Source organism: Winogradskyella ursingii (assembly GCF_013403975.1).
GTDB classification, from domain to species: domain Bacteria; phylum Bacteroidota; class Bacteroidia; order Flavobacteriales; family Flavobacteriaceae; genus Winogradskyella; species Winogradskyella ursingii.
The window spans coordinates 617,103-637,406 of the sequence record NZ_JABFDH010000003.1 but is presented as its reverse complement, the minus strand read 5'-3'; the positions used below and the strand labels follow the sequence as shown (position 1 = coordinate 637,406).

At 34.5% G+C, this 20,304-nt stretch carries 24 protein-coding genes; 7 read left to right on the top strand and 17 right to left on the bottom strand.

Features of this window, described 5'->3' with window-relative positions:
* Positions 1 to 622: 622 nt before the first annotated feature.
* From rplS to HM983_RS10280, 9 genes are all read right to left on the bottom strand, one after another.
* Positions 623 to 973 carry a 50S ribosomal protein L19 gene (gene rplS / locus HM983_RS10320; protein ID WP_179345329.1) on the bottom strand — a complete coding sequence of 117 codons (351 nt, stop codon included), beginning with the start codon at positions 971 to 973 and terminating at the stop codon, positions 623 to 625.
* 125 nt (positions 974 to 1,098) lie between these two features.
* Positions 1,099 to 1,776: a tRNA (guanosine(37)-N1)-methyltransferase TrmD gene (trmD, locus tag HM983_RS10315; protein WP_179345328.1), complete on the bottom strand. Its 678-nt coding sequence runs from the start codon at positions 1,774 to 1,776 to the stop codon at positions 1,099 to 1,101.
* Between the two features lie 36 nt (positions 1,777 to 1,812).
* Positions 1,813 to 2,151, bottom strand: coding sequence for a DUF2834 domain-containing protein (locus HM983_RS10310; RefSeq protein WP_179345327.1), 339 nt, complete (start codon positions 2,149 to 2,151; stop codon positions 1,813 to 1,815).
* Positions 2,152 to 2,161: 10 nt separating this feature from the next.
* On the bottom strand, positions 2,162 to 2,599 hold the full coding sequence (locus HM983_RS10305) for a GNAT family N-acetyltransferase (protein ID WP_179345326.1): 438 nt from the start codon (positions 2,597 to 2,599) through the stop codon (positions 2,162 to 2,164).
* A gap of 77 nt (positions 2,600 to 2,676) precedes the next feature.
* Positions 2,677 to 3,291 carry a tRNA (guanine-N1)-methyltransferase gene (locus HM983_RS10300; RefSeq protein ID WP_179345325.1) on the bottom strand — a complete coding sequence of 205 codons (615 nt, stop codon included), beginning with the start codon at positions 3,289 to 3,291 and terminating at the stop codon, positions 2,677 to 2,679.
* Positions 3,292 to 3,425: 134 nt separating this feature from the next.
* The gene (locus tag HM983_RS10295; RefSeq protein ID WP_179345324.1) at positions 3,426 to 4,160 is read right to left on the bottom strand and encodes an LVIVD repeat-containing protein; all 735 of its coding nucleotides are present in this window, start codon (positions 4,158 to 4,160) and stop codon (positions 3,426 to 3,428) included.
* Between the two features lie 6 nt (positions 4,161 to 4,166).
* Entirely contained in the window at positions 4,167 to 4,676 is a 510-nt protein-coding gene (locus HM983_RS10290; protein ID WP_179345323.1) for a hypothetical protein, read from the bottom strand.
* Positions 4,677 to 4,785: 109 nt separating this feature from the next.
* Positions 4,786 to 6,234: a glyceraldehyde-3-phosphate dehydrogenase gene (locus HM983_RS10285; protein ID WP_179345322.1), complete on the bottom strand. Its 1,449-nt coding sequence runs from the start codon at positions 6,232 to 6,234 to the stop codon at positions 4,786 to 4,788.
* A gap of 136 nt (positions 6,235 to 6,370) precedes the next feature.
* A complete protein-coding gene (locus HM983_RS10280) occupies positions 6,371 to 7,783 on the bottom strand; it encodes a S1C family serine protease (protein ID WP_179345321.1) in 1,413 nt (470 codons plus the stop codon).
* A 127-nt stretch (positions 7,784 to 7,910) separates the two neighbouring features.
* On the opposite strand from HM983_RS10280, the gene dapF reads away from it, so the two are divergent.
* The 5 genes from dapF (at position 7,911) to HM983_RS10255 (ending at position 11,936) form a co-directional block, all read left to right on the top strand.
* Positions 7,911 to 8,690 carry a diaminopimelate epimerase gene (gene dapF / locus HM983_RS10275; protein ID WP_179345320.1) on the top strand — a complete coding sequence of 260 codons (780 nt, stop codon included), beginning with the start codon at positions 7,911 to 7,913 and terminating at the stop codon, positions 8,688 to 8,690.
* Positions 8,684 to 9,211, top strand: coding sequence for a GNAT family N-acetyltransferase (locus HM983_RS10270; RefSeq protein ID WP_179345319.1), 528 nt, complete (start codon positions 8,684 to 8,686; stop codon positions 9,209 to 9,211). Before dapF ends, HM983_RS10270 begins: the two co-directional genes overlap by 7 nt.
* A complete protein-coding gene (gene mltG / locus HM983_RS10265; protein ID WP_179345318.1) occupies positions 9,211 to 10,254 on the top strand; it encodes an endolytic transglycosylase MltG in 1,044 nt (347 codons plus the stop codon). The genes HM983_RS10270 and mltG overlap by 1 nt, the downstream gene beginning before the upstream one ends.
* Before the next feature lie 2 nt (positions 10,255 to 10,256).
* Positions 10,257 to 11,162, top strand: a complete 906-nt coding sequence (locus HM983_RS10260) for a DUF2279 domain-containing protein (protein WP_179345317.1) — start codon at positions 10,257 to 10,259, stop codon at positions 11,160 to 11,162.
* A gap of 120 nt (positions 11,163 to 11,282) precedes the next feature.
* Complete coding sequence (locus HM983_RS10255; RefSeq protein WP_179345316.1) at positions 11,283 to 11,936, top strand: peptidoglycan-binding protein LysM; 654 nt, start codon at positions 11,283 to 11,285, stop codon at positions 11,934 to 11,936.
* Here HM983_RS10255 and HM983_RS10250 read toward each other — a convergent pair.
* The 4 genes from HM983_RS10250 to dnaA form a co-directional block, all read right to left on the bottom strand.
* Positions 11,933 to 12,649: an SAM-dependent methyltransferase gene (locus HM983_RS10250; RefSeq protein ID WP_179345315.1), complete on the bottom strand. Its 717-nt coding sequence runs from the start codon at positions 12,647 to 12,649 to the stop codon at positions 11,933 to 11,935. The two genes, HM983_RS10255 and HM983_RS10250, sit on opposite strands and share 4 nt — an antisense overlap.
* Complete coding sequence (locus HM983_RS10245; protein WP_179345314.1) at positions 12,649 to 14,055, bottom strand: PQQ-dependent sugar dehydrogenase; 1,407 nt, start codon at positions 14,053 to 14,055, stop codon at positions 12,649 to 12,651. The genes HM983_RS10250 and HM983_RS10245 overlap by 1 nt, the downstream gene beginning before the upstream one ends.
* Before the next feature lie 63 nt (positions 14,056 to 14,118).
* Complete coding sequence (locus HM983_RS10240; protein ID WP_179345313.1) at positions 14,119 to 14,580, bottom strand: low molecular weight protein-tyrosine-phosphatase; 462 nt, start codon at positions 14,578 to 14,580, stop codon at positions 14,119 to 14,121.
* Between the two features lie 12 nt (positions 14,581 to 14,592).
* On the bottom strand, positions 14,593 to 16,020 hold the full coding sequence (gene dnaA, locus HM983_RS10235; protein WP_179345312.1) for a chromosomal replication initiator protein DnaA: 1,428 nt from the start codon (positions 16,018 to 16,020) through the stop codon (positions 14,593 to 14,595).
* 195 nt (positions 16,021 to 16,215) lie between these two features.
* Here dnaA and HM983_RS10230 point away from each other — a divergent pair, with 195 nt between their 5' ends.
* Positions 16,216 to 16,623: an acyl-CoA thioesterase gene (locus tag HM983_RS10230; protein WP_179345311.1), complete on the top strand. Its 408-nt coding sequence runs from the start codon at positions 16,216 to 16,218 to the stop codon at positions 16,621 to 16,623.
* Here the strand turns inward: HM983_RS10230 and HM983_RS10225 are convergent.
* From HM983_RS10225 to ribD, 4 genes are read right to left on the bottom strand one after another with little or no spacing between them, the layout of a single operon-like run.
* On the bottom strand, positions 16,618 to 17,226 hold the full coding sequence (locus tag HM983_RS10225) for an IMPACT family protein (RefSeq protein ID WP_179345310.1): 609 nt from the start codon (positions 17,224 to 17,226) through the stop codon (positions 16,618 to 16,620). The two genes, HM983_RS10230 and HM983_RS10225, sit on opposite strands and share 6 nt — an antisense overlap.
* Positions 17,223 to 18,077 (bottom strand): DMT family transporter, encoded by an 855-nt coding sequence (locus HM983_RS10220; RefSeq protein ID WP_179345309.1) that lies wholly within the window; start codon positions 18,075 to 18,077, stop codon positions 17,223 to 17,225. The genes HM983_RS10225 and HM983_RS10220 overlap by 4 nt, the downstream gene beginning before the upstream one ends.
* Positions 18,074 to 18,685 (bottom strand): HAD-IA family hydrolase, encoded by a 612-nt coding sequence (locus HM983_RS10215; RefSeq protein ID WP_179345308.1) that lies wholly within the window; start codon positions 18,683 to 18,685, stop codon positions 18,074 to 18,076. The genes HM983_RS10220 and HM983_RS10215 overlap by 4 nt, the downstream gene beginning before the upstream one ends.
* An 11-nt stretch (positions 18,686 to 18,696) precedes the next feature.
* The gene (ribD, locus tag HM983_RS10210; protein ID WP_179345307.1) at positions 18,697 to 19,722 is read right to left on the bottom strand and encodes a bifunctional diaminohydroxyphosphoribosylaminopyrimidine deaminase/5-amino-6-(5-phosphoribosylamino)uracil reductase RibD; all 1,026 of its coding nucleotides are present in this window, start codon (positions 19,720 to 19,722) and stop codon (positions 18,697 to 18,699) included.
* A gap of 89 nt (positions 19,723 to 19,811) precedes the next feature.
* Here ribD and HM983_RS10205 point away from each other — a divergent pair, with 89 nt between their 5' ends.
* Positions 19,812 to 20,303 (top strand): GNAT family N-acetyltransferase, encoded by a 492-nt coding sequence (locus tag HM983_RS10205; RefSeq protein ID WP_317166962.1) that lies wholly within the window; start codon positions 19,812 to 19,814, stop codon positions 20,301 to 20,303.
* Position 20,304: the final 1 nt, after the last annotated feature.

Sequence of the window (20,304 nt, the reverse complement as noted above, 5' to 3'; positions counted from 1 at the left end):
TGTGCTGACATGGCTTTTCTTGAAACAGTACTACTACGACTTATTTAGTATAAAAACTAACTCGGTAGTTGAAATAAATCAACCTACTTTTTTCGGTTCAAGCGTTGCTGTTTCGATTGAAACGTTTCATATCTTTCAAAATGTATTGACCTGATATTACTTAGTTTCTCTAGGTTTATTTTTCTTGATGTTTCTTTTTTAGTGCACATTATAAATGTAACAGTAAAAGCAAAACATTGCTCATCCTTTTCAAGTTCACTTTCGATCCCAATACTTCTTCAGAGCTTTCAACTTAACACATATAGCCTGCAAAGCATGCCACATGGATTAAGCTTCATGGTTGCATCACTAACACTTGCGTACACAAGCGGCTATACAACCTCAAAAAATAACCTCAGTAAATAAAGAACGAATCTCTATCATAATTAACATTAATTTGAAATAAAATTCAAAAACAAACAGAGTTTGTTGTTAATTGTCTAGTAAAATTATAAAATAAATACATATTGAGCAATTATTTAACATTTTTGATATTAACATTTTATGAACTTGATTTATTAACAATAGTTCATAAAAAAAAGCCTTCAAAATTGAAGGCTTATTAATTATATATGAAGTAAGATTATCTTCTAACTTCTTTAATTCTTGCTTTTTTACCGGTAAGGTCTCTGAAATAAAAGATTCTAGCTCTACGTACTTTTCCTCGCTTGTTAACTTCAACTTTTTGCAATGCTGGAAGGTTTACTGGGAAAATACGCTCTACACCAATAGTACCAGACATTTTACGAATCGTAAAAGTTTCTGAAGTTCCTGTTCCTTTACGTTGCAATACCACACCTCTAAAGAACTGAGTACGTACTTTTTCACCTTCTCTAATTTCGTAGTATACTGTGATAGTATCACCAGCACTAAATTCCGGAAGGTCTTTACGTGTTACAAATTCGTCTTGTACAAATTTTACTAAAGAATTCATTTTTTTATTTTTATAATGGTTATTCCAAATCAACATTCACGATTTTCGCCAGAGGTTAATTCAAAATTGGGTGCAAATATAATTAAAAAGTGGATAGTAGGTGCTAAAAATTAAAAAGTTTTGTGCTAGTCTTTAAGCAAATCTGGTCTTCTTTCTTTTGTTCTCTTAAAAGCTTGCTCTTCTCTCCATTTTTCAATTTTAGGAAAATTACCGCTAAAAAGAATCTCTGGCACCTTCATGCCATCGTACTCACGGGGTTTGGTGTAAATTGGTGGTGCCAATAAATTGTCTTGAAACGAATCGGTGAGGGCAGAGGTCTCATTGCCAAGAACACCTGGAATTAATCGAATAACTGCATCACATAAAACGGCAGCTCCCAATTCTCCACCCGATAAAACATAATCTCCTATGGAAATTTCTCGAGTAATAAATCGATCCCTTACGCGTTGGTCAACACCTTTATAATGCCCGCATAATATAATGATGTTTTCTTTTAACGAAACTTGGTTGGCAATACTTTGGTTTAGTTGTTCGCCATCAGGTGTCATATATATGATCTCATCATAATTACGTTCATTTTGAAGTTTCGATATGCATTTGTCTATAGGTTCTATCATCATTACCATACCAGCTCCACCACCAAACTGAGTATCGTCGATAGCTTTGTAGTTTCCTGTCGCGAAATCCCTTAAATTGTGAAAGTGTACTTCTACCAAATTTGCTTCTATAGCACGTTTTAAAATAGAAGCTTCAAATGGGCTTTTTAAAAGTTCTGGCAATACGGTTATGATGTCTATGCGCATAGTGTATTCAAAATTGAAAACAAAGATAGGTTTAATTCAGAGTTTTTCTAATTTCAACTTCTCTAATCGGTTGGCTCGCATATATAAAAATAGAGGAAGGCTAAAAGCAATCGCAACTACAAAAGTCAATGGAATAATGATCCACCAAAATTTTATCTTTAGCCTAAATGACTCATAAATCATCCAAACCATAAAAGTGATCACTACTACTGTAAGGTCTGCTACAATTGATTGTGCCGGTAATGTGGTTTTGGTCAGTTCAATAAAATTTGAAATTGAGGTATCCTCGATAGTCAAATAAAATTGAATATTAAAATACCAGGTGTAGGCTAATCCTGTTATAGCCAATAGTAAATAGACATGCTTAAATTTCATTTAAGTTGTATTAAGAATTTTTCCAAAAGAAATGTAAGTCCACATCTTTTTCAAACCCTAACCGCTGATACAGATATTGTGCTCTATTATCGGTTTCAGTTTGTATAGAAATACCTTTGTAATTCAAATCCTTTGCGAGTTCTTTGGCTCGGTTTATTAATGCTTCTCCAATACCTTGATTCCGATAGTTTGAATCGATAAACAAATCGTTCAGCACAAAAATGGGCTGCATTGAAACTGATGAAAACGAATGAAACAGTTGAGTAAACCCAACTGCTCTGTTGCCATCATATGCCATAAAGATGACACTATCCTTATTCTTAAATCTGTTTAAAAGAAAATGACGACTACCTGCAAGGTCAGAGGGTTGCCTGTAAAAAACCCGGTAGCCATCAAAAAGTGGAACAAGATTTTCAAGGTGGTCTATATTCGCTTTAATAATTTTCATAAAAAAATATCCGCAATTAAAATTACGGATATTTTTTATGATTTAATATGTGATGAGATGGTGGATTAAAAATCTTTTTAAGATTTACTTTTGTTAATCTCATCCTGTAATTGACGTCTTACCTTTTGTTCTCGCTCTAGAGCTGTACGTCTATGGTCTTCAAATTCAGATTCAACTTCTTCTAGCTTAAACTTTGCGTCACGAGTTAGGGTATTACTGTTCTTATATTTATAGATAAAAAACAATAGCATTGCAGAAAGAATACCTATAATAGACCACAGCAAAACATTGTAACTTGCTTTTCCCATTTGCATTCCAAATAACGACATGCTGTCTTTTTCCTCATTGGTTGTGGCTAGATTGGATTGAGTGTTCTGTAATTGTGTTTTTAGATTCTCAATTTCATTACGTTGTTGCTCTACGGTTTTTTCTGAACTATTTAACTTGGCATATGTTGTTTTTAGAGAATCGATGGTGTTTGCTTTTATCTTAATAATATCATTACGTTTTACAGCTTCGTACATCTGGCCATTTGTACCTCTAAAATTTCCGGATTTTTTTAAAATATATTCAAATTGGCTATCAATTGTACCGCTATCAAGTGATAAATTTTCATCTTCTTCTTGTGCATTTATATGTTGAAAGCTAAAAGTAACTAGCAGAACTACAGCAATTTTGGTAAAAAATTTCATTTGAGTTTGATTTTTTTGGTCTATTGAATTTAAGTTTCACAAGATAGCAATTTTAAAAGCATATTTTTAAAAATGGCTAAACAAATAGCCTCACATTTCTGTGAGGCTATCTTATATACGGATGTATTTTAAATTTAGATGTTTATTGTGCTCAATTGTGCAATATTAGTAATGTCATTTGGGTCCAAACGGTATTGGTACAAGCCATTTTCTCCAATTAGTACTATAATTTCATTGTTGATAATCACATCAAAACTATCAACATCTATGGAAGCCACCAACTGAGAATCTTCTGGATCAGAAATATCAAAAATCTTAACTTCGTCATCGCAAACAAATAGGTAGTTGTTATAAAGTGCCAATCCAATAGGTTGGGTTAAATGTTTCCTAGAAACCAAAACCGGATTGGTGATTTCCGTAATGTCATAAACTTCCAGAGCATTAATATTGTTTCCGCAACCTATGTTCGTGTGCAGTGTAACAAAAGCATGAGTGTCATTTGCAACAACTGGGTCACATGCGGTAAAATGTTGGACATCTGAAATATAGGTTGGTTCTTCTGGGTTATTCACATTATATATAAACATTCCATTTCTAGAACCTATATATAGGTAATTGCTATAGCTAAAAATGGTTTCGATATTAAATCCGATTGGCACCGTATTTACCTGAACGGGTTCTTCTTTGTTTATAACGCTAAAGACATTGAGGTCCTGGTTATCCACAACATACAAGTAATTGTTGTAAAGCGCAAAACGTGCTAAGGATCCACCTTGCCCGTTGTCTGAAAATGTTGAATCAGAATTTGTCCCGTCAGAATCACAACCTAATAAGAAACAAACAAATAGTAATAAGCTTAATTTTTTCATAATTGTTTAGTTTACAGGTTGCCAATCGATGATTATTTCATCTTGTTCTAAATTATAGGATATTTCACCTTCCGGTGACATAATTTGAGGAAAGGTGTTTTTAATACGTTTTGTAATAAGAAGTGTCTCGGTAGTTTCATTGATTTTAAATGCTATTAAATCCGTAGCATTATTGGCGTAGAAAACGTCTTCTTTAATACTTAAGTCTGAAGATCCCAAAACTTTTATAAAAGCAATATTTTCAGGGTTGGAAGGATCAGAATTATTAATAAGATGAAATCCTTTATTTACTTCATTAATAAAGATAAAATTATCCTTGACATAAATTTTTCCTGAATTTTCAATAACTCTAGGTGCGTTTTCTACTAAAGTAGTGGTTTCAAAATTTGAGCGTTTCATTATAACGGGCTCAAAATTGGAATGGTTTGCTATATCATCATCGCCACCTCCAAAAGAGATACAGCTTTGATGAGATATTAAAGCCAAAAGAGATAAGTAAAATGCAATTTTTCTCATGATTGATGGTTTGGTTACTATGTAAAAGATGCTAAATACTGAATAGGGTTGCGTGCAAAACAAAAAAATCTCGCCAATTGGCGAGATTTTTTAGAATATGAGCGTTCTACTAGTAATATGCAAAACGTCTTACTTTAGCTATATATTTGGCCAAACGTATAACTTGGTGGCTGTATCCGTATTCGTTATCGTACCATATATATAAAATTACATTTTTTCCATCTGCGCGCACAATCGTTGCTTTACTGTCATATATAGAAGGTGCTGAGCTACCTACAATGTCGCTAGAAACCAATTCATCACTCATTTCGTATTTAATCTGTTCAACTAGGTCGCCTTCTAGAGCATATTTTTTCATTATAGTATTAATGCTCTCTAAAGATGTCTCTTTCTCCAATTCTAAATTTAAGATGGCTAAAGAACCATTAGGTACAGGTACTCTAATCGCATTAGAGGTTAGTTTACCGTCTAAAGAAGGTAGCGCTTTGCTTACGGCTTGTCCTGCACCTGTTTCTGTTATTACCATATTGAGACCTGCAGCACGACCTCTTCTATATTTTTTATGAAAGTTGTCTACAAGATTTTGGTCATTAGTGTATGCGTGTATAGTTTCTAAGTGGCCTGTTTTAACTCCAAAAGAATCTTCCATAGCTTTTAACACAGGTGTAATTGCATTTGTAGTACAAGATGCGGCAGAGTAAATGCTTACCTTGTCTGGATCATGTTCTAAATGGTTAACGCCATGAACAATATTAGGAACACCTTTGCCTGGAGCGGTCAATAAAACTTTGTCAACACCTTTAGACTTTAAGTGTCTGCTTAAAGCTTCATTGTCTCTAAACGCGCCTGTATTATCAATAACTAAAGCGTCGTTAATTCCGTATTTAGTATAATCGATTTCTTCTGGTGCATTGGCTGATATGATGTTTACTGTAGTCCCATTTATTATAAGTGCACTATTTTTGACATCTGTAGATACCATTCCCGAAAAATCACCATGAACTGAATCATTTCGTAGCAAAGAGGCACGTTTTTCCAAGACCGTGGCATCAATGGCACCTCTCGTAACAATAGCTCTTAATCTTAATTGGCTGCCTTTTCCTGTACGTGTCATTAATTCGCGAGCGACTAACCGTCCTATCCTGCCAAAACCATAAAGAACCACATCTTTAGGTTGTATGGTTTTTTTCTGCTTTGCATTGCCTAATTTTTCCGAAACAAATGCCATTGCATTACCATGTTTTTGATCTTCTAAATGAAACTCATAAGTCAATTTCCCAATATCCAATTTAGCAGGTGGAAGATTGAGTGACTTAATGGCTTGGGCAATTTCTACAGAATCAAAAATTGAAATTGGTTTTTGAACAAATTCGCCAGCATACTCATGTAGATTTAAAATTTCGCTCACATTTCTATCTATCAACTGATTTCTAAAAATTACAAGCTCAATAGATTTGTCGTACCATAAGTCGCTCACAATCTTAATAAATTCAACCGTTGCTCTGCGACGGTCTGCCTGAAACGCTAACTCTTTTTCGTAAGTGTCATTAAAACCCATTTCTTTTTTGATTTAGTGATTTTTAAATTTGGCGCAAAAATACATATTTCAAACGTTTTCGTAGCGTATTTAAACGAAAATAAAAACCCTTCGTGGAAAAATTCTTTGAAGGGTTTAATATCTATCTACTAAAGGGTTATCTAATTAGAATAGAATCTTTTTCACCAGAATTGTTTATAAATTCTATTCGCAGCGGTTCATTATAAGCTCTAAGCTTCATGGCGTTTGTTGCATCTTCAATAGAATACAGTTCTTTGCCGTTCAGTTTGGTAATAATACTGCCTTCCTCTATTCCGTATTGTTTCCAATATTTAGCATATTGTTCATTGAATTTAGAAATTTTCACACCATAATCTAAATTATATGTTCTGAGTTCCCTGTCACTGGTGTTTTTAAGTACTCCAATTGGTTGTATGATTGTAGTTGTTGGCTTGAGCAAGGTCACTTTTAGATTTTCTAAATCTCCATCTCTTAGTAATGTTACATTAACCACATCGTTTGGATTTTTTGTTTTTAGATAGCCAGTAAGATCTGAGAATTTTGAAATTTCTACATTATCAATGCGTTTAATAATATCTCCTTCTCTGATTCCAGCTTTTTCGGCACCAGTATCTTCTTGAACGTCACTTACATAGAATCCTTGAGCGGTTTCAAGGTTGAGTTCTTCGGCTGCCATATTATTTAAGGCAGCTCCAACGACACCCAAAATACCGTTTTGGACATTGCCATATTCCATAATATCATTTACTATTTTTCGTGCAATATTACTAGGTACGGCAAAAGAGTAACCAATATAAGAGCCTGTTCTAGATGAAATGGCCGTATTAATACCTATTAAATCACCGTTGGTATTGACTAAGGCACCACCTGAATTTCCCGGGTTGACGGCCGCATCTGTTTGTATAAACGATTGCAGGTTTTGTCCCGATAAATCACGTGCCTTGGCACTTATTATTCCTGCAGTTACTGTTGAATTAAGATTAAAAGGATTACCGACAGCCAAAACCCATTCGCCAATTTGCGCACTATCGGAATCTCCAAAAGCCATAAATGGTAAATCTTCGTCCGGCTCAATCTTGAGCAAAGCAATATCTGTGGACTCATCCGTACCGATAAGTTCAGCCATGTAAGACTTGTTATTATTTAGCGTAATACTGATTTCATTTGCATTTTGTATCACATGATTGTTGGTCACAATATAACCTGTCGGTGAAATAATTACACCACTACCAGTACCTACTTGTGCACGTTCTGAACTACGACCATAGAATAGATCTTGCATAGTCATCGGTGAACTTACGATAGCAGTATTTTTTACGTGGACTACCGCATCAATAGTCTTTTCTGCTGCTTCCACAAAATTTGGGGCATTAGCAGATACGTTATTTAAAGTAGTTGCTGAGTTATTTGTTGGAACAAACACAGGGAAATCCGAGTTATGCTCCACCATTAAAGGGTTGTTTGTATCTTCGACCAGTAGTTTATAACCACCTAAAGTTAATAGACCACCTAATGCCGAAACCAATACTAAAGTTGCTATTTTTTTCATAATAAATTTCAGGTTTAAGTTACTATAGAACGATTAAAATTATTGAAATATTGAATTTTCATTTCAACTTTAACTACTATTTAACAAGCCTTTTTCAAAGGTATAATTACTATATTTGCGGGTAATTATGACAATGACATTTTATAAATATCAAGGCACTGGAAACGACTTTATTATAGTAGATAATCGTTTACTTAAGATAAACAAAAATGATACCAAACGTATTGAGCAGCTTTGTGACAGACGTTTTGGCATTGGAGCGGATGGTTTTATACTTTTAGAAAATGATGAACAATCAGATTTTAAAATGGTTTATTATAATTCTGACGGTAACGAAAGTAGCATGTGTGGTAATGGAGGTAGATGCATTGTAGCCTTTGCTCGGTTTTTGGGAATAATCGAAAATTCTACAAAGTTTTTGGCTATTGACGGTATGCACGAAGCGAAAATTGAAAATGGTTTGGTCCATTTACAAATGAAGAATGTCGAAGAGATACAACAATTCGAAAAGCATCAATTTTTAGACACAGGTTCTCCACATCATGTGGAATTGGTTTCTAACCTTACAAATTTCGAAGTAAAATCTCAAGGTTCAAAAATAAGATATGGTGCACCTTATAATCATGAGGGAAGCAATGTCAATTTTGTTGAGCAAACTTCTGATGATAGTTTTGCAGTTAGAACATACGAAAGAGGTGTAGAGAACGAAACCCTCTCTTGTGGTACAGGCGTGACTGCAGTAGCTTTGGCAATGCATAAAAGCGGAAAAACAAATGCAGAGTCCGTGAAATTGAAAACACTTGGCGGAGAACTTAAGATAAACTTCAAGCCGCAGAAGCAAGGCTATAGCGATATTTGGTTAATCGGACCAGCAGAACAAGTTTTTAAAGGGGAAATAGCATGGTAACGCTAAAAGGGGAGCATATATATCTACGAGCCTTAGAGCCAGAAGATTTAGATTTTGTTTACGAGATTGAAAATGATTCGTCACTTTGGTCATTAAGCGATACATTAACACCATACTCACGACATTTAATAAGAAATTATCTCAAAAATGCCCAACAAGACATTTTTGAAGCCAAACAATTGCGCTTGGCCATATGCAATGCCAAATCCAAAGCTATTGGATTAATTGATGTGTTCGATTTTGACGCTAAAAATAAGCGCGCAGGTATCGGAATTCTTATAAAAACAGAAGCCGATCGCTCTAAAGGCTTTGGTAAAGAAGCATTACAATTATTGCTTAACTATTGTTTTAAGGTATTGCACTTGCATCAAGTTTATGCCAATATCTCTGAAACTAATCACGCGAGTTTAAAATTATTTGAAAATAATGGATTTAAAAAAATTGGGTTGAAAAAAGATTGGAACTATGACGGAACTCAGTTTTTGGACGAATATATTCTTCAACATATAAATAATAATTAATGTATATAAAAAAAATTCTTTGGGCCATTGCAATTATTGGTCTAGTCATATTTGCAGTTATAGCCTTCTATATATATGGTGCGATGTTCAAACCAAATACCAAATTTAGCAAACAAACCGAATATATATATGTCCCATCCAATGCCAATTACAATCAAGTGCGTAAGCAATTGGTGCCACTTTTGGATAATATTAATACGTTTGATGCCTTAGCAAATCAAAAAAAATACACCACAAATATAAAGGCTGGTCGTTTTGCCCTTTCAAAAGGCATGAATAATAATGAAATTATCAACTCTATTAGAAGTAAAAACTTGCCCTTAAAGCTCGCTTTTAATAATCAAAATTCGTTAGAAGCATTGGCAGGTCGTGTAGCTAGTGAAATTGAGGCAGATAGTGTGTCGCTATATAAAGCAATGACAGACTCTTCCTTTTTAAACAAGAATGGATTTTCAAAAGCCACAGCTCTCGGTATGTATTTGCCTAATAGTTACGAATTTTTCTGGAACACGACGGCAGAAGAATTTAGAAATAGAATGCTGAAAGAATACAATCGGTTTTGGACAGATACCAGAAAATCAAAAGCGGAAGCGCTAAATTTAACTCCAAGCGAAGTTATAGCCTTAGCATCAATTGTACATGAAGAATCTAAAAAGGCAGATGAGCAACCAAGAGTCGCTGGCGTTTATATCAATAGATTAAAAATTGGAATGCCGCTTCAAGCAGATCCAACTTTGAAGTTTGCAGCATATCAACTGCCTCAATATAAAAATACAATCATAAGACGCGTATTGAATGTCCATAAAGAGATTGATTCACCATATAATACCTATAAGAATGCAGGGCTCCCACCTGGTCTAATAGCCATGCCAGATATGTCTGCCATAAATGCTGTGTTAAATTATGAAAAACATAATTATCTCTATTTTGCAGCAGACGCTAAGCGTATTGGATACCATAAATTTGCCAAAACACTTTCCCAGCATAATGTTAATGCACGTGAGTATCAGCGCTATCTTTCTTCTCAGGGAATTAACCGGTAATTTTGAAATGGCATCGCTATCATATCATTTGCTTTTTATTTATAAGTTTTTCCGTTAGTTCCCAATCTGGGATAAATTCGTTTTTAAAACGAAGTGATAGCTTAAACAAGCAACGAAGAAATACTGTTGTGATTACGGAAGCATCTTTAGCTACAATAACACTTGTGAGCTTAGATCAACTATGGTACTCAGATTATCCACGTTCAAGTTTTAAAACTATTAATGATAGCAATGAGTGGTTGCAAATGGATAAGTTAGGCCACGTCTTTTCATCCTATCAATTAGGTAGATTAGGTGCAAACACTTTAAATTGGGCAGGTGTTTCTCAAAAAGACCAGCTACTGTATGGCGGCACTTTGGGTCTTGGATTTTTAACAGCGGTCGAAATTTTTGACGGTTTCTCTCAGGAATGGGGTTTTTCATGGTCAGACATGGCGGCTAATGCAGCTGGTACGGGATTGTATATTGGTCAAGAATTACTCTGGGAAGAGCAGCGTATATTACTAAAATATTCCTTCCACAGGACAAGATTTGCGCAAAAGCGTCCAGATATATTAGGTAATGGCTTAGCCGAAGAATTTTTAAAGGATTATAATGGACAGACGTATTGGTTAAGCGCTAACGTTAATTCATTTCTAAAGACTGGAAGTATACCCAATTGGTTGAATTTGGCACTGGGTTATGGTGCTGAAGGAATGCTCACAGGAGATGCCAATGATCCTCTGTTTCCTGATCAAAATAGAACTAGACAATTTTATCTAAGTTTGGATGTCGATTTAACTCGGATTAGGACAAATTCTAACGTACTAAAAACTATTTTTAGCGTTTTTAACGTAATTAAGATACCATTTCCAGCACTTGAATTTAATAACCGTGGTCGGGTAAAATGGCATTATATCTACTTTTAAGTTAAAATTTTAACAGATAATTGCCTCATTTTCAGCAATTGAAAAATAGTTGTATATTTGCACGCGAATTTTGGCAAAGCTATTTGGGGAAATGTTTTGCAATAAAAGAGATAGGCTGTTATGAATAAAAATAGCATTAAGAATTTTATTTTACCCTTTTCATTTTGTCTAATGCTTGCATTGGCATTATATCCAAATTCAACTCTAAACCTTGAGGATTATTCCACAGAAGGATTGGAATTGAATTACAATTTTTCAAAAGAGCTAGCCATGCTCGATGATGCATCCGAAACTTATAAAATTTACACCCCAAATCTTGGTAAATCTTTTGAAGGGTTTAAAGAGGCATTGGCGTTTAAAGAATCTCAAGGAGATTACTTTACTGTAAATACACTTGGCTATTTAGGCAAGTATCAATTTGGTGCAGAAACTTTAAAGCTTATTGGTATCTATAATCCAAATCAATTTTTATATAATCCTGAGTTGCAGGAAAAAGCTTTTATTGCAAATACAGAGCGTAATAAATGGATTTTACGTAAAGACATTAAACGCTTTGAAGGTAAAGTAATAGGAGGAATAAAAGTAACAGAATCTGGTATATTAGCTGCCGCTCATTTGGCTGGTCCAGGAACTGTTAAAAAGTATTTACGTAGTTTTGGTGGAAGTAACTTTTCTGACGCCTACGGATCTACAGTAAAACATTATCTTAAAAAATTTGCTGGATACGATACTTCTGTAATCAAGCCTAAAAAGAAAGCAAAAGCTCTTATTTAATCTTTTTGAATTATAAAGATGGCAGGTCTTTTGTGAAAATCTTCTTTATTATTTTTCCAATCGTTAGCGGTCATTGTTTTTATATATTCTGAAGGCAAAGTTAAATCGCATGCTACACAAACTCTAGTTTGTGGCTGAAGTACTGAGGAGATATCTTCAAGCATTTTATTGTTTCGATAAGGAGTTTCAATAAAAATCTGGGCTTGTTGGTGCTCAGATGATAGACGTTCCATCAACTTCAACTTGGATTTTCTTTCATTTTTGTCAATTGGCAAATACCCATTAAATGTAAAGCCTTGTCCGTTCATACCTGAAGCCATTAAAGCCAAAAGAATTGATGAAGGTCCAACCAACGGCACTACTTGTATATCTAATTGATGTGCCAAACTAACAATATCAGAGCCTGGATCGGCAATGGCTGGACATCCCGCTTCAGAGAGCAAGCCAACTGAAATACCTTCAAGACATGGATTGAGGTAAGTATCGCGTTCTTGGTCTGTGGTATATTTGTTGAGTACTCTTAGTACTAATGAAGACTGGGATTTATTGGGCGAAATTCGTTTAATAAAACGTCTTGCGGTTTTTTCGTTTTCTACAATATAATGGTCTAATTGCTCTATAATTTTTTTGATTGAAATTGGTAGTACTTCTAAAGGTGGATTGTCACCAAGTCTAGTTGGTATTAGATAAAGTTTCCCTTTGTTAGAATTCATTAGTCTATAACTATTTTTTGTGTCATGTTAAAACCATCTTCGGTTTCTATACGTAAAAGATAGAAGCCTTTTGCAAAACCGGAGACATCAATTTTTTCAATTTTACTTTCTGTTATATAGTTTGTGATTACGAGTTGACCTTGCAAATTAAATATAGAAATAGTAGATGGAGTATTATTTTTTCTACCCGTAAAATTTATATAAAGACTTTCATTGGTAGGGTTTGGATAAATAGAAACGTCGTTAATATCCAAATCCTGATTATTTAGTGCAGCTGCATCCAGAAGGGCGTAAATATCACCTGAGCCCAGATCGGCAACGTAAAGTTCTCCATTTACGTCTTCGCCAAAAGCTGACCAACTACCAGAGAATGTATTGAACTCCATATCCCAAGAGGTTCCGTTGAAAATTAAGGTACCGATCTCGCCACTGCAAAAGTCTGCAAAAAAGTAAATCCCTTCAAAATTTGGAAATAATAAACCTCTGTATCTATAACCACCAGTTATTGAGCATTTGAAAGCTCCATCATTATTGTGGTTGTATTCTGCAATTGGAAATGTTAAGGTATTTGAAGGAGGGCATCCAGTGGTGTTAAAAGGATCATTACCTTCGTAACATCTCCAACCATAATTTAAACCGGCTTCAGAACTAGAGGCTAAATTTATTTCTTCGTTTTCACCCTGTCCAACATCACCAATCCATAACTCACTAGTTGTTCTGTCAAATGAAAATTTCCACGGATTCCTCAGACCATAAACCCATATTTCATCACTAGCATTAGTATTACCAACAAAAGGGTTGTCGGCTGGAATGGTATAAGGGTTAGAAGCATTAGAATTATTGACATCTATTCTAAGCAATTTTCCTAGCAAATTATTATTCAAGGTTTGTGCGTTATTTAGAGGGTCGCCACCATCACCTCCATCACCTGATGAAATATATAAAAATCCATCTGGTCCAAAATGCATATCTCCTCCATTATGATTGCTAAATGGTTGGTCGTAAGATAAAATTATCAATTCCGAATTATCATCGGCCAAATTAGGATTACTGGAATCTCTCGAAAATCTTGATATTACTGTGTCACCATCATTATTTATGTAGTTTACAAAAAAGTAACCGTTGCTTGAGTAATTTGGATGAAATGCCAAACCTAATAAACCGCGTTCGCCACCTGAATTGCTTACAATGCCGTCTATATCCAAAAAAGGTGTTGGTTCAAGTGATCCGTCTGCATTGACTATTTTGATAAAACCACCTCGTTCTGCCACGAATAAACGGTCGTCTCCAGCGTGTTTGATGTTCACGGGATTATTAAGGTTAGAAGCAAATAACTGTAATGTTAAATCTTGGGAAAAGACATGGACACCAAATAAAAGTGCAAAAACAAGAGCGAACTTTTTCATAGATAAAGTAATTAGGTGATTATCTAAGATACAAAAAAGTGAGGTTCTATATTTACCAAAATATTATTGAGCAAGATTTAATTTCTTTACGATTAATTTGCAAGTATTAGCAACTAAATTGTAAACAGTTTCAAAACCATCTTCGCCACCGTAATAAGGGTCAGGTACATTTTTGTCTGATACTAAAGGGTTTTCGTCCAAAAAAAGTTTTACTTTTTTAACGTCATCTTTAGTTCTTGCGAGTTTAATAATATTATCATAGTTAGATTTGTCCATGGCGTATATGATATCAAAAGCGTCAAAGTCCTCAGCCTTAAACTGTCTGGCTTTTTGGTTGCTAATATCTAAGCCGTATTTTTTAGCCACTGATATGGATCTGGGATCTGGTGGGTTACCAATATGGTAAGCACCTGTTCCCGCAGAATCTATATGAAAATTTTGATTTGAAATCTGAGATTGTAAAATACCATGTGCTAATGGTGAGCGGCAAATATTACCTAAACATACCATTAAAATACGTGTCATTATCCTAAAAGTTTATAGCGATAATTTTTTTGAAAGGTCTTCTACATATTTTCTGAATTGCTTATCCGTAGAAGATAAATTATTGACAGTTTTACAAGCGTGCAGTACGGTAGCATGGTCTCTTTGGCCAATTTGAGAACCGATACTTGCCAAAGAAGCTTTGGTGTATTTTTTCGCAAAAAACATGGCCAATTGTCTCGCTTGTACAATATGGCGCTTACGTGTTTTGGATTGCAACGTACCAACATCCATCTGAAAATAATCCGAAACTACCTTTTGTATGTAATCAATTGAAACCTCACGTTTGGTATTTTTCACAAATTTCTCAACAATGTCTTTGGCTAGGTTAATTGTGATTTCCTTTTTATTAAAAGAAGATTGTGCAATTAACGAAATAATGGCACCTTCAAGCTCCCTTACATTTGTTTTAATGTGCTTTGCAACATAATGTACTATTTCTTCTGGCATTTCAACACCGTCCCTATAAAGTTTATTCTTTAAAATAGAAACTCTAGTTTCAAAATCCGGTGTCTGCAATTCAGCTGAAAGTCCCCATTTAAAACGAGAAAGTAGACGTTGTTCAATATCCTGCATATCAACAGGTGCTTTGTCGCTTGTTAAAATGACTTGCTTCCCGTTTTGATGCAAATGGTTAAAAATATGAAAGAACACATCTTGTGTCCCAGTTTTACCAGAAAGAAACTGGACATCATCAATAATTAAAACATCAATAATTTGATAGAAATGAATAAAATCGTTTCTATTGTTCTTCTTGACTGAGTCAATATATTGTTGCGTAAATTTTTCTGCAGAAATATAAAGTACTGTTTTCTCTGGGTACTTATCTTTAATATCTACGCCAATGGCATGCGCTAAATGTGTTTTGCCAAGACCAACACCACCAAAAATTAATAATGGATTAAACGAAGTGCCGCCAGGCTTATTAGCCACAGCAATACCTGCATTTCTAGCTAATCTATTAGAATCACCCTCAAGAAAATTTTCGAAACTATAACTAGGATTAAGTTGCGACTCAATCTTTACATTTCTAATACCAGGAATGATAAATGGATTTTTTAGTTCTGGACTTTTGTTGTTAAAAGGTACATCTACATCTTGTGATTTTACAGCAGACCTATTTGAGCTTGGAATTTTTTCCGTAAATGGTTGCTTGTTGCCATAAGTGTTTTCCATCTTTATGACATATACCAACTTAGCGTCTTCTCCGATTTCTTTGGTTAAAGCTACTTTAAGGATCTTTACATAATGTTCCTCGAGCCACTCATAGAAAAATTTACTTGGCACTTGAATGCTTAACGCATTTTGGGTAAGTTTAACAGCTTCTATGGGTTCAAACCAAGTTTTATAAGCTTGCGGTTGTATATTATCCTTTATAAATTCAAGACAATTACTCCATACAGATTGTGCTGTTACACTCATTTTTTAAGTTAGATTTTTGACGTTAGTTAGTTTAGTAAAAAAAAAGAGAAGCAGAATTCCCTTGTTGATTAACGAGACAAATATGTGAACAAAATTCTTAATAAAAAAATCAAATTTTATAGAATTTTCAGAATTTTTTCCCCATGTTTAAAACGACTGAAAATTACAATTTTTTTATTAAACAGACCCATTAAAATGAAATTTAACGAAACAAAACTAAGAGTGCGATATGGCGAGACAGATCAGATGGGAGTTGTGTATCACGCCAACTATGCACAGTATTTTGAGGTGGGTCGTACAGAATGGCTTCGTGAGTTTGGGCTTACATACCGCAGGATGGAAGCCGACGGCATAATGTTGCCAGTAATTTCATTATCTATAAATTACAAAAATTCAGCTCGTTACGACGATGTGCTTAAAGTAAAAACTACACTAAAAAAAATGCCGACAGCATCGATCGAATTCAATTATGAATTGACAAATGAAAAAGATGATTTATTAGCAACAGGTAATACAATTTTGGCTTTTATAGATGTAGAAAAGAATAGGCCGACAAGATGCCCAAAATATCTTTTAGACAAACTGCAAAATTATTCGTTATAATCTAATGATTTCTACTCCGTAAAAACTGTTAAAAATTTCAAGAATTTTTAAACTAGTACTTTTTCTGACAGATATTTCCAACAAACAATCCAGTTCCATTTTTTGTTTTGTTATTTCGGCATCATGTTCTTTAAGTAATCGCATTACTTTGCTCATGTGCTTATATTCAAACTTTAGTTGAAATTTATCGTCAATTGTTTTCTCAACAATTTTTGCAGATTCGATAGCCCATTGTGCCGCAGTCCTGTATGCGTTGATTAAACCACCGACACCAAGTTTTACTCCACCATAATAACGAACAACGATGATGAGTATATTGGTCAAATCAAAAGACTGTATTTGTCCGTAAATGGGCATTCCTGCAGAATTACTGGGCTCGCCATCGTCGTTGGCTCTGTAGGTGGCATCGTCAAGTCCCAATTGATAGGCGTAGCACCAATGTCTCGCAGAATAATGTTCTTTTTTGAGGTTTTCAATATGTAATTTAATTTCATCTTCATCTATAACCGGAAATGCAAAACCATAAAACTTACTGTTTTTATCTTTAAAAATCTCTCCCTCAGCAGGTTTTAAAATGGTTTTATATGTATCCTTTGTGTTCATCTGGCCAATGTTACCAAGGTAATAGATAATAATGCAATGGCTATCCCTATCCAGTTTTTGACAGAGATCTTTTCTTTAAAAAGCATTAATCCAACAAGGGTTGAAAACGCCACAATAGCAACATTGTTCACAGTGAATAGAGTAGAGCTTTCAAGATCCTTAATGCGCAGAGCCATCAACAAAAAGTAAATTGAACTATAGTTTACAAATCCCAAAAGTGCACCTAAAGGGATGCACCTGAATTCAAATTTGCTTTTCAATGCTAATTGTTTGTAGATCAGAATACATGTACCGATGACTGCTGCAATTGCAAAAATAGTGGCCGAAAACAGTGAAATATTATCGTCTGGAGCAAAATAGTTGATGGACGTGTCAATAATTCCCGAGCCTAAAAACAATAATATGGGCAAATAAATGGCTTTGCTCAAATCTGCGTTCTCTTTTTTCTTTATGGATGTAAGGTAAACCGCAAAAAGAGCTAAAATAATTCCGGTGATTTTCTGTGCGCCAGCACTTTCTTTAAAGACATAAATTCCAAAAATCACAGGAATTACCACACTCATTTTACTGGCAACAGATGCCACGGAAAGTCCATTTTTCTGAGCGGTTAACGCCATAACATTAAATATGGCAATAAACATAAACCCCAAAAAAAGAGCGCCAAAAAACCAATTGGACGCAACTATTTCCGATACGGTCAAACTGTTCTTTGTAAAAAAAATGCCACAGCCAAAAGCCACAAAATAATTGACTACAATGGCTTGTAACGTATTGACATTGTACTTTGTAAAAAGTTTAAACAGAACAAAAATGGCTGTCGATGAAAGGACGCTCAACAATAGATAGATCATAAAATGTCCTTTTTAATGCTTAATAAATCTACAACGTCTTCGCTTGTTTCATCAATATTCCATACATGGAATCCCATTTTCTCTGCAGTATCTGTATTCTCTTTGGTGTCATCAATAAAGAGGCATTCATTAGCGTTGAGGTTATTTTCTTTTAGTAGAAACTTGAAGACATTGGCGTTTGCTTTTCTAAGGTTAATTTCTTGTGATAGATAGAATACATCAAAACAAGATTTAAATTCTTCATAAAATGCTACTTTACTTTTAATAAAGTCAATATGCATGGCATTGGTGTTGCTCAATAAAATGAGTTGGTATTTGCCGTCACGTGCTAAGGATTTTACAAATTCCAATCGGTATTGAGGGAAGTCTTTAATAAGGTAGTTCCAAGCTTCTTTAATTTTCGAAGCATTAAGATCTGGAAATTTGGTGAGGTAAAAATCTATAAATTCCGAAGTTGAAATTTTACCAATTTCATAATTTATATTGGCGGTAAGCATATCGTTTTCAAAAGTCTCAATGTTAAACAGATTCAAGGCATTGCTCATTGCTCCCTGCTTGTCTAAATTAATAAAGACATCACCAAAATCGAAAATTAGTGTTTTAATCATTCTCTGTCATTCTATACGTGATTCGGAATATCATTATTGTTACTATAAATTCTTAAAATATCGGTTTCAATTTTAGTTTCAGAAGTTAAATTTCCTTTTAACCGAGGTGCTTTTGTACCTTCCTTAAATTCCGAATTTCCAATAAATAGCCGTGCTTCGTCCCAAATATTTTCATCAATAAATGTCTGAAGCGTTTTTGCACCACCTTCAACTATAATTGAATTAATATTTTGGTTATATAATAATGAACAAACTTGTGGTGCTATTTTCTCGTTGAAATTAATGTCGCATTCTGTTATTTTTAAAGTAGTAGCTTCATTATTAAAAATATGCAGTTCGTTTTTTAATTTCGAAACTTTGTCCAAAACCACTCGTACAGGATTTTCGCCTGTCCAATCCCTAACTGTCAAACTTGGATTATCTTCTATCACAGTTTTTGTTCCTACCAGAATACTCTGCTCTTCGGCACGCCATTTATGCACTAATTGTCGTGAGAATTTATTGGTGATCCAAATCGGTTTTTTTTCGTTTTTAGATTTTGGGGCAATAAAACCATCTTTGGTTTCAGCCCATTTCAAAATAATATAAGGTCTTTTTTTGTTGTGAAAGGTGAAAAATCGCTTATGATGAAGCTTACATTCATTGCTTAAAACACCAACGATGACGTTGCAACCGGATGACTTCAGTTTTTTGATTCCTTTTCCAGAAACTTCAGGATTATCGTCCACACAACCAATCACCACTTTTGGGATTTTGTGCTTAATAATTAGGTCGCTACAAGGTGGTGTCTTGCCAAAATGGCTACAAGGTTCTAGCGTGACGTAGAGTGTGCTTTTATTTAATTTCGATTTGTCCCTTACGGAATTAATGGCATTTACCTCTGCGTGATTTCCACCATATATACTTGTAAAACCTTCACCAATAATCTGGTTATCAAAAACGACAACTGCACCAACCATTGGATTTGGTCGTGTGGTGCCTAATCCATTTTTGGCAATCTGCAAACATCGAGTTATGTAAATTTCGTCAGTATTCACTCTAAAAATTTGTGGTAATTACAGTATCTGAATTGAATAGATATGCATCTTAATTCTTAAATTTGATGCCACAAAAATAAGATAATAAAGTGAGTGCAAATAACTATGTAATTAGAGAAATTGAAGCCAAGGACGATGCCAAGATTGCCCAAGCTATCCGTTCGGTATTAATTGAAATGGGAGTTCCAAAAGTTGGTACGGCCTATGAAGATAAAGCACTAAATTGCATGACTGAAACCTACAATCAACCGCGTAAAGCTTATTTTGTAGTTGAAAAAGATGGAAAAATATATGGTGGTGCAGGCATTTCGCCTTTGGATAATTATACAGGTAACATCTGCGAATTACAAAAAATGTATTTTATGGCTGAAATTCGTGGAAAAGGCATCGGCAGCCAAATGATGCAAAAATGTCTTGAATTTGCAAAAAAAGCGAAATTTGAACAATGCTACCTAGAAACAATGCCGTACATGGACGATGCCAGAAAACTATACAGAAAAGCTGGGTTTAATAGTATCGATGCACCTATGGGAGATACAGGTCATTACAACTGTTCGGTTTGGATGCTCAAAGATTTATAAG

What these genes read in the sequence shown, in the direction of transcription:
- HM983_RS10295 (WP_179345324.1), bottom strand. Translation starts at nt 4,160, where the DNA reads ATGAAAAAATTAAGCTTATTACTATTTGTTTGTTTCTTATTAGGTTGT.
- HM983_RS10225 (WP_179345310.1), bottom strand. Translation starts at nt 17,226, where the DNA reads ATGAACACAAAGGATACATATAAAACCATTTTAAAACCTGCTGAGGGA.
- HM983_RS10215 (WP_179345308.1), bottom strand. Translation starts at nt 18,685, where the DNA reads ATGATTAAAACACTAATTTTCGATTTTGGTGATGTCTTTATTAATTTA.
- HM983_RS10310 (WP_179345327.1), bottom strand. Translation starts at nt 2,151, where the DNA reads ATGAAATTTAAGCATGTCTATTTACTATTGGCTATAACAGGATTAGCC.
- HM983_RS10285 (WP_179345322.1), bottom strand. Translation starts at nt 6,234, where the DNA reads ATGGGTTTTAATGACACTTACGAAAAAGAGTTAGCGTTTCAGGCAGAC.
- HM983_RS10280 (WP_179345321.1), bottom strand. Translation starts at nt 7,783, where the DNA reads ATGAAAAAAATAGCAACTTTAGTATTGGTTTCGGCATTAGGTGGTCTA.
- HM983_RS10230 (WP_179345311.1), top strand. Translation starts at nt 16,216, where the DNA reads ATGAAATTTAACGAAACAAAACTAAGAGTGCGATATGGCGAGACAGAT.
- HM983_RS10245 (WP_179345314.1), bottom strand. Translation starts at nt 14,055, where the DNA reads ATGAAAAAGTTCGCTCTTGTTTTTGCACTTTTATTTGGTGTCCATGTC.
- HM983_RS10300 (WP_179345325.1), bottom strand. Translation starts at nt 3,291, where the DNA reads ATGAAATTTTTTACCAAAATTGCTGTAGTTCTGCTAGTTACTTTTAGC.
- mltG (WP_179345318.1), top strand. Translation starts at nt 9,211, where the DNA reads ATGTATATAAAAAAAATTCTTTGGGCCATTGCAATTATTGGTCTAGTC.
- trmD (WP_179345328.1), bottom strand. Translation starts at nt 1,776, where the DNA reads ATGCGCATAGACATCATAACCGTATTGCCAGAACTTTTAAAAAGCCCA.
- dnaA (WP_179345312.1), bottom strand. Translation starts at nt 16,020, where the DNA reads ATGAGTGTAACAGCACAATCTGTATGGAGTAATTGTCTTGAATTTATA.
- HM983_RS10290 (WP_179345323.1), bottom strand. Translation starts at nt 4,676, where the DNA reads ATGAGAAAAATTGCATTTTACTTATCTCTTTTGGCTTTAATATCTCAT.
- dapF (WP_179345320.1), top strand. Translation starts at nt 7,911, where the DNA reads ATGACAATGACATTTTATAAATATCAAGGCACTGGAAACGACTTTATT.
- rplS (WP_179345329.1), bottom strand. Translation starts at nt 973, where the DNA reads ATGAATTCTTTAGTAAAATTTGTACAAGACGAATTTGTAACACGTAAA.
- HM983_RS10255 (WP_179345316.1), top strand. Translation starts at nt 11,283, where the DNA reads ATGAATAAAAATAGCATTAAGAATTTTATTTTACCCTTTTCATTTTGT.
- HM983_RS10220 (WP_179345309.1), bottom strand. Translation starts at nt 18,077, where the DNA reads ATGATCTATCTATTGTTGAGCGTCCTTTCATCGACAGCCATTTTTGTT.
- HM983_RS10250 (WP_179345315.1), bottom strand. Translation starts at nt 12,649, where the DNA reads ATGAATTCTAACAAAGGGAAACTTTATCTAATACCAACTAGACTTGGT.
- HM983_RS10305 (WP_179345326.1), bottom strand. Translation starts at nt 2,599, where the DNA reads ATGAAAATTATTAAAGCGAATATAGACCACCTTGAAAATCTTGTTCCA.
- HM983_RS10270 (WP_179345319.1), top strand. Translation starts at nt 8,684, where the DNA reads ATGGTAACGCTAAAAGGGGAGCATATATATCTACGAGCCTTAGAGCCA.
- HM983_RS10240 (WP_179345313.1), bottom strand. Translation starts at nt 14,580, where the DNA reads ATGACACGTATTTTAATGGTATGTTTAGGTAATATTTGCCGCTCACCA.